The 17,250-nt window shown below is 58.7% G+C and carries 17 protein-coding genes; 3 read left to right on the forward strand and 14 right to left on the reverse strand.

Translation table 11 applies throughout. The features are described 5' to 3' along the window. Positions 1-189 precede the first annotated feature (189 nt). From BLW01_RS06990 to BLW01_RS07000, 3 genes are read left to right on the forward strand one after another with little or no spacing between them, the layout of a single operon-like run. Positions 190-1,206 (forward strand): ABC transporter substrate-binding protein, encoded by a 1,017-nt coding sequence (locus BLW01_RS06990; RefSeq protein WP_092568782.1) that lies wholly within the window; start codon positions 190-192, stop codon positions 1,204-1,206. Further along, positions 1,203-2,270: a FecCD family ABC transporter permease gene (locus tag BLW01_RS06995; protein WP_092568783.1), complete on the forward strand. Its 1,068-nt coding sequence runs from the start codon at positions 1,203-1,205 to the stop codon at positions 2,268-2,270. Before BLW01_RS06990 ends, BLW01_RS06995 begins: the two co-directional genes overlap by 4 nt. Next, entirely contained in the window at positions 2,267-3,031 is a 765-nt protein-coding gene (locus BLW01_RS07000) for an ABC transporter ATP-binding protein (protein WP_092568784.1), read from the forward strand. The genes BLW01_RS06995 and BLW01_RS07000 overlap by 4 nt, the downstream gene beginning before the upstream one ends. Before the next feature lie 69 nt (positions 3,032-3,100). Here BLW01_RS07000 and BLW01_RS07005 read toward each other — a convergent pair whose 3' ends face one another. The 14 genes from BLW01_RS07005 to atpD form a co-directional block, all read right to left on the reverse strand. Further along, entirely contained in the window at positions 3,101-3,538 is a 438-nt protein-coding gene (locus BLW01_RS07005) for a bifunctional adenosylcobinamide kinase/adenosylcobinamide-phosphate guanylyltransferase (RefSeq protein ID WP_092568785.1), read from the reverse strand. Continuing rightward, positions 3,493-4,131, reverse strand: coding sequence for a histidine phosphatase family protein (locus tag BLW01_RS07010; protein WP_092568786.1), 639 nt, complete (start codon positions 4,129-4,131; stop codon positions 3,493-3,495). The genes BLW01_RS07005 and BLW01_RS07010 overlap by 46 nt, the downstream gene beginning before the upstream one ends. Continuing rightward, entirely contained in the window at positions 4,083-4,838 is a 756-nt protein-coding gene (locus tag BLW01_RS07015; protein WP_092568787.1) for an adenosylcobinamide-GDP ribazoletransferase, read from the reverse strand. Before BLW01_RS07015 ends, BLW01_RS07010 begins: the two co-directional genes overlap by 49 nt. Next, complete coding sequence (locus BLW01_RS07020; protein ID WP_092568788.1) at positions 4,835-5,380, reverse strand: bifunctional adenosylcobinamide kinase/adenosylcobinamide-phosphate guanylyltransferase; 546 nt, start codon at positions 5,378-5,380, stop codon at positions 4,835-4,837. The genes BLW01_RS07015 and BLW01_RS07020 overlap by 4 nt, the downstream gene beginning before the upstream one ends. Further along, complete coding sequence (cobD, locus tag BLW01_RS07025) at positions 5,377-6,486, reverse strand: threonine-phosphate decarboxylase CobD (protein WP_092568789.1); 1,110 nt, start codon at positions 6,484-6,486, stop codon at positions 5,377-5,379. The genes BLW01_RS07020 and cobD overlap by 4 nt, the downstream gene beginning before the upstream one ends. Then, the gene (cbiB, locus tag BLW01_RS07030) at positions 6,483-7,457 is read right to left on the reverse strand and encodes an adenosylcobinamide-phosphate synthase CbiB (protein WP_092568790.1); all 975 of its coding nucleotides are present in this window, start codon (positions 7,455-7,457) and stop codon (positions 6,483-6,485) included. The genes cobD and cbiB overlap by 4 nt, the downstream gene beginning before the upstream one ends. A 46-nt stretch (positions 7,458-7,503) precedes the next feature. Next, complete coding sequence (gene cobT / locus BLW01_RS07035; RefSeq protein ID WP_092568791.1) at positions 7,504-8,568, reverse strand: nicotinate-nucleotide--dimethylbenzimidazole phosphoribosyltransferase; 1,065 nt, start codon at positions 8,566-8,568, stop codon at positions 7,504-7,506. 82 nt (positions 8,569-8,650) lie between these two features. Beyond that, positions 8,651-10,486: a glutamine--fructose-6-phosphate transaminase (isomerizing) gene (gene glmS / locus BLW01_RS07040; RefSeq protein WP_092568792.1), complete on the reverse strand. Its 1,836-nt coding sequence runs from the start codon at positions 10,484-10,486 to the stop codon at positions 8,651-8,653. Between the two features lie 11 nt (positions 10,487-10,497). Further along, positions 10,498-11,871 (reverse strand): bifunctional UDP-N-acetylglucosamine diphosphorylase/glucosamine-1-phosphate N-acetyltransferase GlmU, encoded by a 1,374-nt coding sequence (gene glmU, locus BLW01_RS07045; RefSeq protein ID WP_092568793.1) that lies wholly within the window; start codon positions 11,869-11,871, stop codon positions 10,498-10,500. Between the two features lie 38 nt (positions 11,872-11,909). Then, positions 11,910-13,019 (reverse strand): FAD:protein FMN transferase, encoded by a 1,110-nt coding sequence (locus BLW01_RS07050; RefSeq protein ID WP_092568794.1) that lies wholly within the window; start codon positions 13,017-13,019, stop codon positions 11,910-11,912. Between the two features lie 11 nt (positions 13,020-13,030). Next, the gene (locus tag BLW01_RS07055) at positions 13,031-13,825 is read right to left on the reverse strand and encodes an undecaprenyl-diphosphate phosphatase (protein WP_092568795.1); all 795 of its coding nucleotides are present in this window, start codon (positions 13,823-13,825) and stop codon (positions 13,031-13,033) included. 91 nt (positions 13,826-13,916) lie between these two features. Beyond that, complete coding sequence (mgtE, locus tag BLW01_RS07060; protein WP_092568796.1) at positions 13,917-15,287, reverse strand: magnesium transporter; 1,371 nt, start codon at positions 15,285-15,287, stop codon at positions 13,917-13,919. A gap of 98 nt (positions 15,288-15,385) precedes the next feature. Further along, entirely contained in the window at positions 15,386-15,814 is a 429-nt protein-coding gene (locus tag BLW01_RS07065; RefSeq protein ID WP_092568797.1) for a F0F1 ATP synthase subunit epsilon, read from the reverse strand. A 25-nt stretch (positions 15,815-15,839) separates the two neighbouring features. Beyond that, on the reverse strand, positions 15,840-17,216 hold the full coding sequence (gene atpD, locus BLW01_RS07070) for a F0F1 ATP synthase subunit beta (protein WP_092568798.1): 1,377 nt from the start codon (positions 17,214-17,216) through the stop codon (positions 15,840-15,842). Positions 17,217-17,250: the final 34 nt, after the last annotated feature.

Here is a 17,250-nt window from a genome sequence, read left to right on the forward strand (position 1 = left end):
TGGTGTCCGGCGACCCCAGCGCTGGACGTCGGGAGAGGGATTCATTAACATTAAGTTATATTATAACATAACACTAAATGAATGACGCCGGTAGCAATCGAGGCATCTAGTATGGAGAATACGTTGACTCGCTCTTGTTGCATTCATGGTTTATAGGATTTTTCAACTTATTGATATACAGGAAAATACATGAAATTCACCGGCAAGGTACTGGCAACGCTATGCTTGTTGCCCGCCGCCAATGTCCTGGCCGACACCACGTCCTATCCGCTGACGCTGTCCAATTGCGGTCAGGAAATCAGCTTTCAATCGGCACCTGATAACATAGTCACCGTCGGTCAATCGGCCACCGAAATTCTCTATGCCCTGGGACTGTCCGATCGCGTCACGGGGACCTCGGTCTGGTTCAATCCGGTGTTGCCGGAGTTCCGCGACGTCAATGCCGACATCGAACGAATCGCCGACAATGATCCGAGTTTCGAGGCGGTGGTCAACAAGAAGCCCGAGCTCGTCGCCGCTCAATATGAGTGGCACGTTGGCCCTTCCGGCAGCGTCGCGACCCGGGAGCAGTTTCACGACCTGGGTATCGCCACCTACATCATGCCTGCCGATTGTGATACCAAGGACAATACCACGGGCGGCGACGGGACCCGCACTGACGCTTTCTCTCCCGATTCGGTCTACAAGGGCATCACCGAGCTTGCCACGATCTTCGATGTCCAGGATGCCGGAGACGCGCTAGTGGCCGACTTCGAGGCACGCGAGAAGGAAGCCGTCGCTCGAGCGGAACGTCTCGAACTGCCGGAGGATCTGTCGGCGGTGTTCTGGTTCTCCTCTCCCGAGCAAGTTGCCGATCCCTATGTCGCCGGCCAACTCGGGGCGCCGGGCTACATGATGGATAAACTCGGCATCCGCAATGTGGTTGAATCGGACGAGGAGTGGCCCGTCGTCGGTTGGGAGACGATTGCCCGGGCCGATCCGGACATCATCGTGGTGGCCCACATGGATCGTCGTCGTTATCCGGCCGATGATGTCGAAAAAAAGCTCGAATTTCTTGAAAACGATCCAGTGGCCCGCGAAATGTCGGCGGTCAAGAACGGCAATATCATTGAAATGGACGCCCACGCGATGAGCGCCACGATGCGTACGATCCTTGGCCTCGAAACACTGGCCGATGCCTTGTCGACCCTGTCCTTCGATCAATGAATACCGCCATCGCGCTACGTTTACCGGCCCGTTTTCGATGGTCCTGGGCCTGGCTGACACCACTGATTCTGTTCGTCGCCGTAATGGCCGGCACCGCCATCGGCGAGACGTCGATCCCGATGGACACGATCCTCAAGGTGTTGGCCAACCGGCTGCTTGGCACAGAGTATGCCGTCGATAACATCGATGCCGGCATCATCTGGAACTATCGACTCAGTCGTGCCATTGTCGCGGCCTGCTGCGGGGCCGGGTTGGCCCTGGCCGGCGTCGTGCTGCAGGCACTACTGCGCAACCCTCTGGCCGATCCGTTTCTGATGGGCATTTCCGCCGGCGCTTCGACCGGCGCCGTGGTGGTCACCATCGCCGGATTCGGTGCCGGCGCCCTGACACTCTCGCTCGGAGCCTTCGTCGGCGCGGGCCTGGCCTTCTGCCTTGTGGTGTTGCTCGCCCATGCCGCCAGCAGTGGCACAGGGGGCGGTCGTGGCACTCAGGCCGCGGGGGCCATTATTCTGGCCGGCATTGCCGGATCGCAACTCTTCAATGCGCTGACCGCCTTCATCATTGCCAAGTCAGCGAGTGCCGAGCAGGCGCGTGGCATCCTGTTCTGGCTCATGGGCAACCTCTCCGGGGTACGTTGGGATGATGTGCTCCAGGGAGTGCCTGCCGCATTGAGCGGGCTAGTGGTCTGTGTCTGGCACCGTCGGGCACTTGATGCCTTTACCTTCGGCGCCGACAGTGCCGCCTCGATGGGCATCGCCGTGCGGCCTGTCCGGGGTATTCTGATTTCTGTCATGGCACTGGTAACCGCTGTGATGGTCTCGATGGTCGGCGCGATCGGCTTCGTGGGTCTCGTGATTCCCCATGCCATGCGCTTTCTCGTCGGCAGTCGGCACACCCGGCTGGTACCTGCCTCGGCGCTGGCCGGCGCAGTCTTCCTGATCGGCTCGGATATCCTGTCGCGCATCCTCGTGGCCGGCCAGGTGTTGCCGATCGGCGTGGTCACGGCACTGATCGGGGCGCCGGCGTTCGCCATGATTCTGGTTCGAGGGAAGAGGGTCCAATGAGACTGACTGCTGAACGTGTCGACTGGACGGTCCACGGGCACAAGTTACTGGACGACGTCAGTCTGATGGTCGCACCCGGTGAGACATTCGGTCTGATCGGTCCGAACGGCTCGGGAAAGACCACGCTGCTGCGGGTACTCGCCGGGTTGCGCAAGCCGAAAAACGGACGCGCTCTATTGGACGACGTGCCGATGAGCCGGATGCGTCAGCGTGACATCGCCCAAACCATCGCTTTCGTCGAACAACAGGCGGAGACTCTCGATCGGATAACGGTGCAACAGGCGGTGGCCCTGGGTCGAACGCCCTTCCTCTCGCCACTGCATCCCTGGTCCGACCAGGATGATGCCATCGTGTCGCGGGCCCTCGACGATGTCAGCATGCGGCATCTGGCGGATCGTCTCTGGCACACGCTGTCCGGCGGTGAACGCCAGCGCACCCATATTGCGCGTGCCTTGGCTCAGCAGCCGAGAATCCTGCTGCTCGATGAACCCACCAATCATCTCGATATTCGTCACCAGTTATCGATCCTGCAATTGGTCAAGCAACTACCTCTGACAGTGGTGATTGCCTTGCATGACCTCAACCAGGCCATGAATTGTGACCGCATTGGTGTCATGGAGGCCGGCCGCTTGGTCGACATCGGCCCCCCCCGGCAAGTCCTGACGGTCGACAGACTGCGCCGCACTTTCGGTGTGTACGCCGATATTCTCGATGATCCCATCGATCACAGCCGGGTCATGCGTTTTCGCAACGCCGTATAAGTGCGACATCCGATATCATGGAAAAGACGCCGGACGACGTGCGCCGCGATTCAGCCGTCCCGCAAGCGATCATCCGCTTCCCTCCAGTCGTTGCATGAGTCCATGACGGACATACCAGACCGCCTCGCAGACAGCAACGCTATCCTGGACCAACCAGCCATTGAGATCACGCAATCGGCGTTGCGCTGGTGCCATGGGGATAATCCCCCGCCCCATCTCATCGAGGATCAGCACGACAGTCATGGCTTCATCCGTCTCTGCACGGCCCAGCGCTGACAGCAGCTCCCGCCAGCGAGCTCGAATGACCTCATCATCGGCGACCTCTCCGATAGCCGAGTCAAGCCAATCCGCCCAGCCTGTCACGATCAAGGAATGGGTCGACCCCAGACTGTTGCGCCAGCCTTCGCTCTCCTCGCCGGAAACCAATCGATACCAGACAGCGTCGGGAAAGCGCTCGGCGACTAGGGCGCGTCGGCCAGAGCAGGCACCGCCGATGAAGAGCTGCATCGCCAATCTCCTTCACCATAATATTCGATGACGAAACACCGTCCCTGTGCCTGGCCTACCGTTCCTCCCCAGAAGTCGATTGCCTCCAGGCGTCGGCGCAGTTCCCGTATCACACCGCCATGGCTCACTGTCAGCACACGCTGGTGGTCTTGCCTTTGTGCCTCCTCGATTACATCTTTCAGCCAGTCCGAGAGACGATTCCAGAGGACCTCGGCGGACTCACCGCCGGGTGGGGCCAGCTCTCCGCGACTGTCGATCCAGGCACGATAACCGGCATCATCCTTGAGTTGATCATAGGTTCTTCCCTCGTAGTCACCGAAGTCGAGCTCACGCAATCGTGGGTCGAAGCGGGGTGTCATGGTATCCCGCCCCTCGAATACATGAGCCAGGGTCTGTCGGCAGCGACACAGATCGCTGCAATGGACCGCGTCGATATGCTCATCAAGCAACGACTCACGTAGCCGATCCAAATCCGGCAAGGCATCAGGTATCAGCAATGGGATGTCGCGCTGCCCCTGATAACGACGTTCTCGATTCCATTGGGTCAGCCCATGACGAACCACCACCAACTCCAGACGCAGAGCAGCAGCCATAGTTCTCCTCCTTCGATGGCGGCACCGACGATATCGCCATTGATACCTGTAAACAGCCTGACCATCAGCAAACCGTAAAGCCCCAGGAATCCCGACAGTGCCGCCAGCAGCCAGATACCACCGGGCTGCCAACCGAACACCAGCAGCAACGGCACCAATGCCAATGCCAGGTCATATCGAGACAGATGTTGACGCCAGGTCCAGGCCAGGCCCTCTCGTTGAGCACAGGGCGCCAGGCGTAACAGCACGAGTGCTCCGAAACGCGCCAGTGCGGGCAAGGCCACCAGCGACCAGGGACTGGCCTGGATCGCAAGCAATGACCATAACAGCATGCCTTTCCAGACCAGCAGGAACACCAGCGAGAGAATGGCGAAGCTGCCGATCTGCGAATCTTTCATGATCGCCCAGCGCTGCTCCAGGGATGCATTGCTGCCTATAGCATCGGCAACATCCATCACGCCATCCAGATGCAGCCCACCAGAGAGCCCCACCCAGAGACTGAGCAGAAGCATCGCCAGCAGTGGGGTCGGCAATGCCTGCCCCAGGTCGGCCAGGATAGCCAGCAGAACGCCTATCAGCAGCCCCACCAACGGGTAACAGCGTAATGCCCAGCGACAGGTTACGGCATTCCAGGGACAGGCTATCGGGATGGGAAGTCGCGTCAGAAACTGCAGTGCCAATACCAGCCCATGAAGGGCATGCTTCATGAAATCGCCTCCTTGGCTGTTTTCCATTCGATGGGCAGTCCCGCTATCACTTCCTGTACGCTATCGGCCTTTCGTGCCAGAAGAGAGTGCAGCCGCTGCAGGAACGCTAGATAGCGCCATGTCTCGCTATCTGTGGGGGGAAGACCTTCATTGAGATCGTTGGACACCACGACAAGGGCGATTCGCCGTTCTCGGGCCATATCCAGTACCCGCGTCAACATGGCTTCCCCCCCGGCATCACTGCCCCCACCGGCGTACAGCCATTGGCTGGACCAGAGAGTCAGGCAGTCCAGCAACACTGTCTCTTCTCGCTTCACTTCGGCCAACGCCGTATCGAGATACAGTGGCGCTTCCAACGTATGCCAATCATCGCCGCGTTGACGGCGATGGCGATCGATGCGCGCAGAAAGCTCAGCATCCCGCGCCTGGGCGGTGGCCAGATAGACCAGCCGTCCGCCACGTTGGGCGTGATAGGCTCTGGCCAGGGCCTCGGCATGTCGGCTCTTGCCGGAACGGGCACCACCGCTGACAAAGGCGATCATACGTAATCTCCGGCACCGATGTCGTCCAACACCTCCACCAGCGCGGCGAGCAGGCGATCATTGCTTTCGGCATCGAGTACTGCCAAACGCAACCACTCCCCCTCGAGACCTGCAAAACTCTCGGTGTGACGAATCAGGATGCCACGACGTAACAATGCCGGCAGCAGGGCCCGGGTCGCCTCTTTTCCTTCACGATGGCGAATCAGGAAGAAATTGGCCTGGCTCGGTACCACCTCGAGGCCCAGCGATTCGAGACCCGCATGCAGTCGTGGTCGTTCAGTCATCAGCCACTCATGGGTACGAGTCAGAAAGTCGTGGTCCTCCAATAGATCAGGGACCAATCCGGCCGCCAGGCTGTTCACGCTCCAGGCAGGCTGGAGCGTACTGGCGTGCTGTACGATCCGGGGATCAGCCAACAGATAGCCGATCCGCAGGCCCGGCAGGCTGTGGAGTTTGGTCAGGGAGCGTAGCAGGATCAGATGATCGAACCGTGCCAGTAGCGGGGTCAGCGCTTCATTCGGATCATCGACGAAATCGATGAAGGCTTCGTCCACGACCAGACGACAGCCGCGTTCTGCGGTCAGCGCCAGGAGACGCTCCATGGCCCGACGCGGTACCAACTTGCCGGTCGGGTTATGCGGACGGCACAGAAACAGCAGCCGACAACCGTCCGAGGCGCGAAACGCGCTCTCGGGCTCAAGGCAAAATTCAGGAGGTGCAAGAGGAATATCGAGCGTCGACAAGCCATGGGCCGCACAAGCCCGACGATATTCGGCAAACCCCGGCTGGACGATGGCAGCGGATTCTCCTGCGTGCAGGGCAGCGGCCAGAAAAATGGCTTCCGCCCCGCCGTTCGTCAACAGGACGTGATCGGTATCAACGCCTTCCTTGTCGGCGATGGCAGTCCTGGCCTCGGTATAATCGGGATCAGGATAACGGGAGAGCGTCGTCATGCGTTCCGCCAGCCAGTCGGCCAACCATGTCGGCGGCCCAAGCGGGTTGAGATTGGCGCTGACGTCCAGTACAGGCAATGTTTCCGGCAAGCCGAAACGGGCCAGCAATGGGTTGGCTTGACCGCCGTGAAGGGGCCAGTTGTCAGGTATCATGACACCTCCTTGAGCAGAATCACCACCGCCATGAGAATCAGGAAGCCTGTCCAGCCGACATGCATCAGGCGAATGGCGCCATCGATATGCCCAACCGTCAGCGTCTCCCGCGGTGTACCGAGCCTTGCTCGCTCGGAGATTTCTCCCCGATAGATATTCGTTCCACCGAGTTGCACACCCAGTAGATTCGCTACCATCGACTCCGGCCACCCCGCATTGGGACTGGGATGATGACCCGCCTCTCGACGGGTGGCGGCCCAGGCATCATGTGTGCGCATGCCACCCAGCAAACGGCTGCCCAACCAGAGCGTGATCGCTGTCAATCGTGCCGGTAGCCAGTTGGCGATATCGTCCAGGCGGGCCGATGCTCGACCGAAATCTCGATAGCGTTCGCTGCGGTAGCCGACCATGGAGTCCAGCGTGTTGATGGCCTTGTAAGCCAGGGCCAGGGGAGCACCGCCGATCAGCGCAAAGAAAAGCGGCGCAGTAATACCATCCACCGTATTCTCGGCCACCGTTTCCACCGTACCGCGGGCGATTTCCGCCTCATCCAGGAACTCGGTATCACGGCCCACGATCATCCCCAATTGCTCTCGCGCCAGCACCAGATTGCCCTCGCTCAAGGGCCTCGCCACGGCCAGGGCGGCGTCCTTGAGCCCCTTGATGGCCAGACAGCTGGCCAACAGCCATATCTCGACCATTACCCCCAGCCACGGGTTGAATCGCGCCATCAACCATAGTAATACCCAGGCCAGGCTATAGGTGCCCACCACGATCAAGGCAGTCATCAATGCCCCCTTGAGACGCCGTGCATGCGGCAAGCCATGATTACCTACCCGTTCCAGGCGGCCAATCAGCGACCCGATGCCGACCACCGGGTGCGGAATGCCCCTGGGATCGCCGAGGACCAGATCCAGCAACACGGCAACCGACACTAGAGCGAGTAGCCCCAGAGACAACGGCTCGATCATCGTCTCGTCCCCGGATACGGACAGTAATGCCACATTACCGACACCGTCATGAAGTGACGGCGCCGTCGATACCGGCGTCGGAGAAGGTCGCCATCTCGCTGAGCATTCGGCAGGCCGAGTCAAGTAACGGGAAGGCCAGGGCGGCACCGCTACCCTCACCCAGTCGCATTTCAAGATCCAGCAATGGATGAGCATTCAGCGCCGCCAGCGCTGCGCCATGGCCCGGCTCGCTGGAATGATGGCCGAATATCAGATAATCACGCAGCGACGGACACAACCGGCACGCCACCAACGCCGCCACCGTCGCAATGAACCCGTCCACCAGCAGCGGGAGACGGTGTGCAGCTCCCCCCAGAAAGGCGCCGACCATCGCCGCTATCTCCAGCCCACCCAGCGCCACCAGAGCGCCCAGCGGATCCGAGGAATCGACACATCGGGCATCGATAGCACGCCGGATCACCGACCGTTTGTGAGCCAGGCACGTGTCATCGATGCCCGTTCCAATCCCCACCACACTCTCTAGCGATACATCATGCAGTACCGCCAGCAGGGCACTGCTCGCCGTGGTATTGGCGATACCCATCTCACCGACGATGAGGCTGCGATAACCCGACGCGACCGCCTGTTCGGCAGCGCGGAAGCCGACGCCAATAGCCTGTTCGGTTTCCTCAGGGCTCATGGCATCAGTCTTCACCATATTGGCCGTACCGGGACGAACCTTGTCGTCCACCAGTTGTGGATGACCGATCAACTCGGGAGATAGTGGCGTGGCGACACCCACGTCAATCACCTCCAGACCGGCACCATGCTGACGGGCAAACACATTGACGGCGGCGCCGCCGGTAACGAAGTTGGCTACCATCTGGGCGGTCACTGACTGCGGAAAGGCCGACACCCCTTCCACTGCCACGCCGTGATCGGCAGCAAACACCAGTATCTTGGGAGGCGTTACTCGAGGCAGTGCCTCGCCCTGGATTGCCGCCAGGTCGATGGCCAGCCGCTCCAGGCGCCCCAGACTACCCGGCGGTTTGGTGAGGTTGTCGAGACGACGGGCGGCACGCTCGGCGGCAGCCCGGTCGAGAGAAGGAAGACGATCGGGGATGACGCTCACATGAACCTCTTCTGACAGGGTTCCAGAAAGACGTCATGGTAACGTCCCCCGCTCGTCACGGCTAATCCAATGCCTCACTCTCTCATTCGACGGTAACCGACTTGGCCAGGTTGCGGGGTTGGTCGACATCGGTGCCCTTGAGAACTGCCACATGGTAGGAAAGCAATTGCAGCGGCAAGGTATAAATGATCGGCGCCAGTGCTTCATCCACATGGGGCAGTCGCAGCACGCGTACCCCTTCCGTGGACTCAATGCCCACATTTTCGTCGGCGAAGACGAACAGTTCGCCGCCCCGAGCACGGACTTCCTGAAGATTGGATTTCAGCTTGTCGAGCAACTCATCATTGGGTGCAACCGAGATGACAGGCATTTCACTGTCGACCAGCGCCAGTGGTCCATGCTTGAGTTCACCCGCCGGGTACGCCTCGGCGTGGATATAGGAAATTTCCTTGAGCTTGAGCGCCCCTTCCAACGCAATGGGAAAGTGGGCGCCACGCCCCAGGAACAGGGCATGATGTTTCTCGGCAAAGGCCGTCGACAAGGCCTCGATATCCTTGTCCAGATCGAGAACGCGCCTGGCCACTTCCGGCAATGCACGCAATGCCGAGGCGATTTCGGCCTGTCGTTCGGGTTCCTCACCACGCACCTTGGCCAGCGATAGTGTCAGCAGCATCAACGCCACGAGCTGACTGGTGAAGGCCTTGGTCGATGCCACACCAATCTCCGGACCGGCATGCATCATCAGGGTGAGATCGGATTCGCGGACCAGCGAACTCCCTGGAACGTTACATATCGCCAGGCTTCCCATGTAACCCAGATCACGGGAAAAACGTAACGCCGCCAACGTATCAGCCGTCTCACCGGACTGAGACAATGTCACGAACAGGGTATTCTCGGGTACCACGACGCGACGATAACGATACTCCGAAGCGACCTCGACCTGAGTGGGAATCCCCGCCACTCTCTCGAGCCAATAGCGCGCCACCATACCGGCATGGTAACTGGTGCCGCAGGCCACGATATGTATCTGCTCGGCCTTGGCGAAAAGGGCTTCGGCATCGGTACCGAAACTCTCGATCAGAACACCTCGTTCGCTCAAACGACCTTCCATCGCTGCCGTCATGACTTGCGGCTGCTCGTGGATTTCCTTGAGCATGAAATGGCGATAATCGCCCTTGCTGGCCGCCCCATCACTATGTTCGAACGTCTGTATCGGCCGCTCGACGGCATCGCCATTGCGGTCGAATATCTCGATCCTGCCTCCCTTGGAGAGCCGAACCACATCCTCTTCCTGGAGGTAGATGAAACGATCGGTAACCTGCAGCAATGCCAGTGGATCGGAGGCCAGAAACGCTTCCTCGATACCGACACCGACGACCAATGGACTTCCCTTGCGGGCACCGATGATCACACCCGGTTCATCACGGTGTACGACACCCATGGCATACGCCCCGTCGAACACGAGCAGCGCGTCACGCACCGCGGAAAGCAGGTCACCGCCGCGGTCGAATTCACGCGCGATCAGATGGGCGACAACCTCGGTATCGGTTTCGGACGTGAAGGTATAGCCCTGCTGTTGTAACTCCGATCTCAAGCGCTCATGGTTCTCGATGATGCCATTGTGCACGACGGCAACATTGTCGCCCGACTGATGAGGATGGGCATTGTCCTCGCTAGGCTTGCCATGAGTGGCCCAACGGGTATGGGCAATACCGATGTTACCGGTCAATGGCGTCTGTTCCAGACGCGACTCGAGGGCACCCACTTTACCCAGTGCCCGTACCCGGTCGAGTCGATTGTCATCGGAGAGAATGGCCATGCCGGCAGAGTCATAACCGCGATACTCGAGCCGTTTCAACCCTTCCAGCAGGATTCCCTGAACATTACGCGTGACCACGGCACCCACGATTCCACACATGCCGTTCTCTCCTATTGATCCTCGGGTTGAGATTTTCCGGGACGCTGCCACTCGGCCTTGTTGACCTGGCGTCCGCGGGCTACCGCAAGTGTTCCATCGGCAATATCCTTGCTGATCGTCGAGCCAGCGCCGATGGTCGCACCATTACCGACAGTCACCGGTGCCACCAGAGCGGTATTGGAACCGATGAAGGCCTCGTTACCGATCTCCGTACGATGTTTATTGGTTCCGTCATAATTGCAGGTGATGGTACCGGCGCCGACATTGACATCATGCCCGAGGGTGGCATCGCCGATATAACTCAAGTGATTGATCTTGCTCGCTTCACCGACATTGACATTCTTGGTTTCGACGAAATTGCCCACTTTGGCACGTAAGGAGAGATGCGTACCGGGACGTAACCGGGCAAAGGGACCGATACGATTGAAACCGGACGCAACGGCCCCTTCGATGACGCTATGCGAGGCAATCTCACTCTCGGCACCGATATGACTGTCCCGAATCACGCAATATGGCCCGATGGAGACGCCCTCTCCCAGCACGACATCGCCTTCAAAAACACACCCCACATCGATTTCCACATCATGGCCGCAGGTCAGATTGCCGCGGACGTCGATGCGCTCGGGATCGCTCAGTGCCACCCCTTCAGCCATCAGTCGGCTCGCTGTACGGCGCTGATAGGCACGTTCCAACCTCGCCAGCTGGGAGCGATCATTGACCCCTGCGACTTCCAGGGGATCGCCAGGCTCGGCAGTGGCGATCTCCACTCCCTCGGCAGAGGCCAGGGCAATCACGTCGGTCAGGTAATATTCTCCCTGCGCATTGTCGGCCGATAGCTGCGGTAGCCAGCGCTTCAGCTGACGACGTGTCATGGCCATGATACCGGTGTTGCATTCACGGACACGGCGTTCCGTATCGGTCGCGTCCTTATGCTCGACGATGGCGGTAACACGCTCTTCCGCATTGCGCAGAATACGCCCGTAGCCGGTCGGGTCATCGAGTGTGACGGTCAATAGCCCCATGTGTTGTTCATCGACATGGCCGAGCAACGACGCCAGCGTTTCCGCACGTATCAAAGGGACATCACCGTACAGCACCAGCACTTTGTCATGGTGTATCTGGTCGATGACCTGAGCGACGGCATGGCCGGTCCCCTTCTGATCATGTTGGACGGTAAAGTGGACGGGGCAATCTCCCAGTGTCTGCCGCAATTGATCGCCACCATGACCAATCACGACATGGATCCGGTCACTGTCAAGGTTCGTTGCAGTATCGATGACATGGCGTACCATCGGCTTGCCGGCCAGGCGGTGCAACACCTTGGGATGCTTGGACCGCATTCGCGTGCCCTGTCCAGCGGCCAGAATCACAACATCGAGCGCCATCTCGTCTCCTTGATCGCCTGTTCACGAGCTAATTCATTCTAGTTCCGGGAGCCATCATCGTCAGGCGGTGCCAAGCCCATTTCTTCGATATGATCGATCCCCATATGATCGACGAATGCCTGACTCACATGGCTTTCCCATTCGTCGTCATCCTCACTACCTACCAGAGTGAGGACAGCCAGATCCTCCCGTTGAGCCAGGGCCAAAGCGTCTTCCGGTCCCAATACCATCAATGCGGTCGCCCAGGCATCGGCCCAGGCACTGGATTCGTGAAGAACGGTAACCGATGCCAAGTGATGGCGTACCGGTCTGCCATCACGGGGATCCAGTGTGTGGGAGTACCGCTTTCCGTCCGTTTCAAAATATTGCCGATAATCCCCGGAGGTGGCTACCGAAATATCATGGAGCGGCAGAATATGCTGAGCGACATCGCCCCCACCCTCGGGATCGGGTACTTCGACACCGATACGCCAGGGAGCGTCATTGCCATCACGATAGCCTTTGGCGGTCAATTCCCCGCCAATGTTGACCAGGTAATGATCGATACCCTGTTCATCGAGGTAAGTGGCCACCCGGTCGACCCCGTACCCTTTGGCGACGGCCGAAAGATCAATGAAATTGTCACTCAGGCGGCGGGCCCGACCGCGTTCACTATCCACTTCCAGGGTATCGGGCCCTGCCTCGGCGAGACGGGATTTCAGTTCCTGCTCGTCGGGTATCTCCTCGGGACGTGCCTCGGGCCCAAAACTCCATAGATTGACCAGATCGCCGATAGTAACATCGAAAGCGCCATCACTGGCCTTGGCTACTGTCTGACTGATCGTGAGTACATTGATCAATTCGTTCGAGAGAGATTGCCATTCGCCCGGCTCACTCCCGTTGAATTTCATGAGCTCGGCGTCATCCCGATAGGTCGACATGGAGGCATCGACGGCCTCGAGCTCATCCATGAACCCTGCCTGCAGTCGATCGACCTCATCCTCCTCCAGATCCTGAACAACCGTGACCTGATAGAACGTGCCGAAGATCTCTCCCTCCAACTGGACCCGTTCCTGCTCCGGGGCAGAATCGGTACACGCCGACGTCGCTACTACTGTGGCAACGAGAATACCTAGCCACAGGGAAGAGCTGTACACGCGTCCAAGCATCGTTGTTACCTCTAAGCGAAAAACCACAACAGCCAGATACCGAAAATGACCCGATAAATCACGAAGGGCTGCATACCGATCCGGCGGATGAATGCGAGAAAGTAGTGGATACATAGATAGGCACTCACACCCGACAACACAGTGCCACCGAGCAATGCCGGCCAATCAACGGATACTGGCGAGAGTATGAGTTCACGCGTTTCCAACCCCCCTGCCAGGATGATGACAGGGATCGACAGCAGGAAAGAGAAGCGAGCACCGCCTTCACGACTCAATCCGAGCAGCAAGGCAGCCGTCATGGTAATACCGGAACGCGAGGTCCCGGGAATCAGCGCCAGTGCCTGAGCGATACCGATCCAGGCAATATCCTGCCAGCGAAGTTGGTATTCACTTCGCTTTCCCGGCCTGCGCCAATCGGCATAGCCGAGCAGCAGCCCGAAGCCGATCAAACTGACTGCCAGCACGGTGGCCGAACGCATCTGGGTTTCGATGAGATCCTTGAAAGCCAGGCCAGCCAAACCAACCGGAATCGTCGCAAGAATTACCCCCCAGGCAAGACGCGCGTCCTCATCCATAGCACCGCGCCATGATCGCAACCAGGAGACAGTCATCCTTATCAGTTCAATACGAAAATAGATGATGACTGCCAGCAGGCTCCCCACATGGAGAGCGACATCAAATGCCAAGCCCTGATCGGACCAATCCGTCAGTTCCGGAACCAGAACCAGGTGGGCAGAGCTAGAGATGGGGAGGAATTCCGTGATGCCCTGCACCAGGGCCAGTACGATAACTTGAAACCAATCCATTCGGATGTCCTGTCAACCATCCCTGCTCAATGTTGGGTACACAATAAATCGCAGCCAAGCATACACGCCAAGCTACCGCTTGTCCTCCATGTCATCCCATGAGAATGGCGGTGGCGATCGTGAAGTAAATGACGACACCGCATGCGTCGATCATGGTGGTCACCAGGGGAGCGGATGCTGTCGCCGGATCCCATCCCAGTCGATCGAGTAGAAAAGGAAGACACATGCCCAACAGGCTGCCGAACAACACGATCGAGATCATGCTCGTGGCTACGACCAGCGCCAACATCTCGCCGCCACGGATGATACCGATCGGGGCTACCGCCAACGCCATGGTCAATCCCAGGGCACCGGCAACCAGGAGCTCTCGCCCCATGAGTTTTCCCCAATCCTTGACACCGATATCCCCCGTTGCCATACCGCGGACCGTCAATGTAGCGGCTTGAGCCCCTGCATTACCGCCACTGCCAATCAACAAGGGAAGGAAGAATACCAGCGCAACCTGGGCAGCGATCGTGTTCTCGAAGTAGGCAATACCCGCTCCGGAAAAGAGATTGCCGAATACCAGTAATACGAGCCAGACGATCCGCTTACGATACAGACTCCACAGGCGCACCCGACTGACACCTCCCTCGAGCTGCCCCACCGAGGCCCCCTTGTGGATATCTTCGGTCGCTTCCGCTTCGACCACATCCATGGCATCGTCGTGGGTCACGATGCCGACAAGATGTTCCTCTTCATCAACGACCGGTACCGCCAGCAGGTCGTAATGAGCGACCAACCTCGCCACCTCTTCCTGAGGCGCATCAACACCGAGCTGGATCACGTCCTTGATCATCAGATCCTCGACCTTGGCTCCTGGACGCGCCACGATCAGCTGACGCAAGGACATCGTTCCGGCGAGTCGGCCCTGTTCGTCGATCATATAGATCTGATAAACCGTCTCGGCATCCGGGGCGGTCTGTCGAACACGCATCAACGCTTGGGATACCGTCAAGTCACTGGGAATCGCCACATAATCCGAGGTCATTACCGCCCCGGCCGTTCCCTCTTCATAACTGGCCAGCCGCTTGAGATCCTCTCGCTCACGGTGTGCCATCCGGCGAAGCAACCCTTCGCGTCGATCCTCTCCCAGGACATTGAAAAGGTCAGCCCGTTCGTCACCACTCATCTCCTCAAGCAACAACAGCAGACGATCATCGGGCATCAACTCCGCCAACTCAGCCTGCAGATCACTCGAGAGATAGCCGAATACATTGGCACGTCGTTCCAGAGACAGGCTTTCAAGCAACGCAAATACCGTTGGCTGATCCTCGTCCTCCTCGGCGATATCGGACAATATCGCAGCAATGTCAGCGGATCGCAGTTCCGGGAGTAGTCCTTCCAGCATCCGGTTATCATCCTGGGCCAGGGCATCCAGGATCGATTCCTTGCTTTCCTGCAGCGCTTCTTCCAGTGACATTGCAAGCCTCCTTTACGCCTCACGGCGTGTCCTTGAACGACGACGCCCCCTGGCCATTACAACCAGAGGGCGCCAATATAACAAGGTCGATCGCCCTGTTATCCTTTACCTGCCTTCTTGCGCAACTGCTGAATGGTTCGCAGTTGAGCAACCGCTTCGGCCAACTCCGCGGCGGCACGCGTATAATCGATCTCGGCTGCCGTCTCGTTGAATTCCTTCAGCGCCTGCTGCCGTGCCTCTTCAGCTGCCGCTTCATCAAGGTCACTGGCACGCACGGCCGTATCGGCAAGAACCGACACAACTTCCGGCTGGACTTCGAGGAAACCACCGGTGATGTAGTAGTTTTCCTCTTCACCGCCATCGTGAATGACTCGAACCGGGCCGGGAGACAACTCGGTCAAGAGCGGCGCGTGGCCGGGGAGGATACCCAGATCCCCCATGACGCCGGTGGCGATGACCTGCTCGACATCGCCGGAGAAAATCGACGCTTCGGCACTGACGATCTCGCACTTTAGGCTTTTCGCCATAGTCTTGTCCTCCTGCTGGACGACCTTACTTCATGTCCTTGGCTTTATCGACCGCTTCATCGATCGTGCCAACCATGTAGAAGGCCTGCTCCGGCAGTTCGTCATATTCACCGTCAAGAATACCTTGGAAACCACGGATAGTCTCTTTCAGCGATACGTACTTGCCGGGGGAACCGGTAAAGACTTCGGCAACGAAGAACGGTTGTGACAGGAAACGCTGAATCTTGCGCGCCCGTGCCACGATCTGCTTGTCCTCATCGGAAAGTTCATCCATCCCCAGAATGGCAATGATATCCTGCAGTTCCTTGTAACGCTGCAAGACCCGCTGTACGCGACGTGCCGTATCGTAATGTTCCTCACCGATCACCTGAGGATCAAGTTGGCGGGACGTGGAATCGAGCGGGTCAATGGCCGGATAAATCCCTAGCTCGGCGATGGAACGTGCCAATACGACAGTGGCATCGAGGTGCGAGAACGTCGTGGCTGGTGAAGGGTCGGTCAGGTCATCCGCCGGTACGTAAACGGCCTGTACGGAGGTGATCGACCCTGTCTTGGTCGAGGTAATGCGTTCCTGAAGAACGCCCATCTCCTCAGCCAGGGTCGGCTGATAGCCTACCGCCGACGGCATCCGGCCCAGCAATGCCGATACTTCGGTTCCAGCAAGGGTATAACGATAAATGTTGTCGATGAACAACAGAACGTCACGGCCTTCGTCACGGAACTTCTCAGCGACAGTCAGACCCGTCAGTGCCACACGCAGACGGTTACCGGGGGGTTCGTTCATCTGACCGTAGACCAACGATACCTTGTCCAGAACGTTGGATTCGGTCATCTCATGATAGAAGTCGTTCCCCTCACGGGTACGCTCACCAACACCGGCGAACACCGAGTAACCACTATGCTCGGTCGCGATGTTGCGGATCAGTTCCATCATGTTGACCGTCTTGCCGACACCGGCACCACCGAACAAGCCGACCTTACCGCCTTTGGCGAAGGGACAGATGAGATCGATCACCTTGATACCGGTCTCGAGCAATTCACTGGATACCGACTGCTCTGCATAACTCGGTGCCTTGCGGTGAATCGGGAGACGTTCCTGTTCACCGATCTCTCCAGCTTCATCGATTGGTTGTCCAAGTACGTTCATGATCCGGCCGAGCGTTTCCTTTCCAACCGGAACAGAGATGGCAGCACCGGTGCCTTCGACCTCGATACCACGCTTGAGTCCTTCGGTGGAACCCATTGCGATGGTCCGAACGACACCATCACCCAGCTGTTGCTGCACTTCGAGAATGGTCTCACTATTGGAGACCGTCAGCGCGTCGTAGACCTTGGGAATACTGTCCCGCGGAAACTCTACGTCAATCACCGCGCCGATGATTTGTACGATACGTCCGCTCATCTTGATTCCTCTTAGATACCTGCAAATGAAATCT

It is taken from the genome of Aidingimonas halophila, assembly GCF_900106955.1.
GTDB classification, from domain to species: Bacteria; Pseudomonadota; Gammaproteobacteria; order Pseudomonadales; family Halomonadaceae; genus Aidingimonas; species Aidingimonas halophila.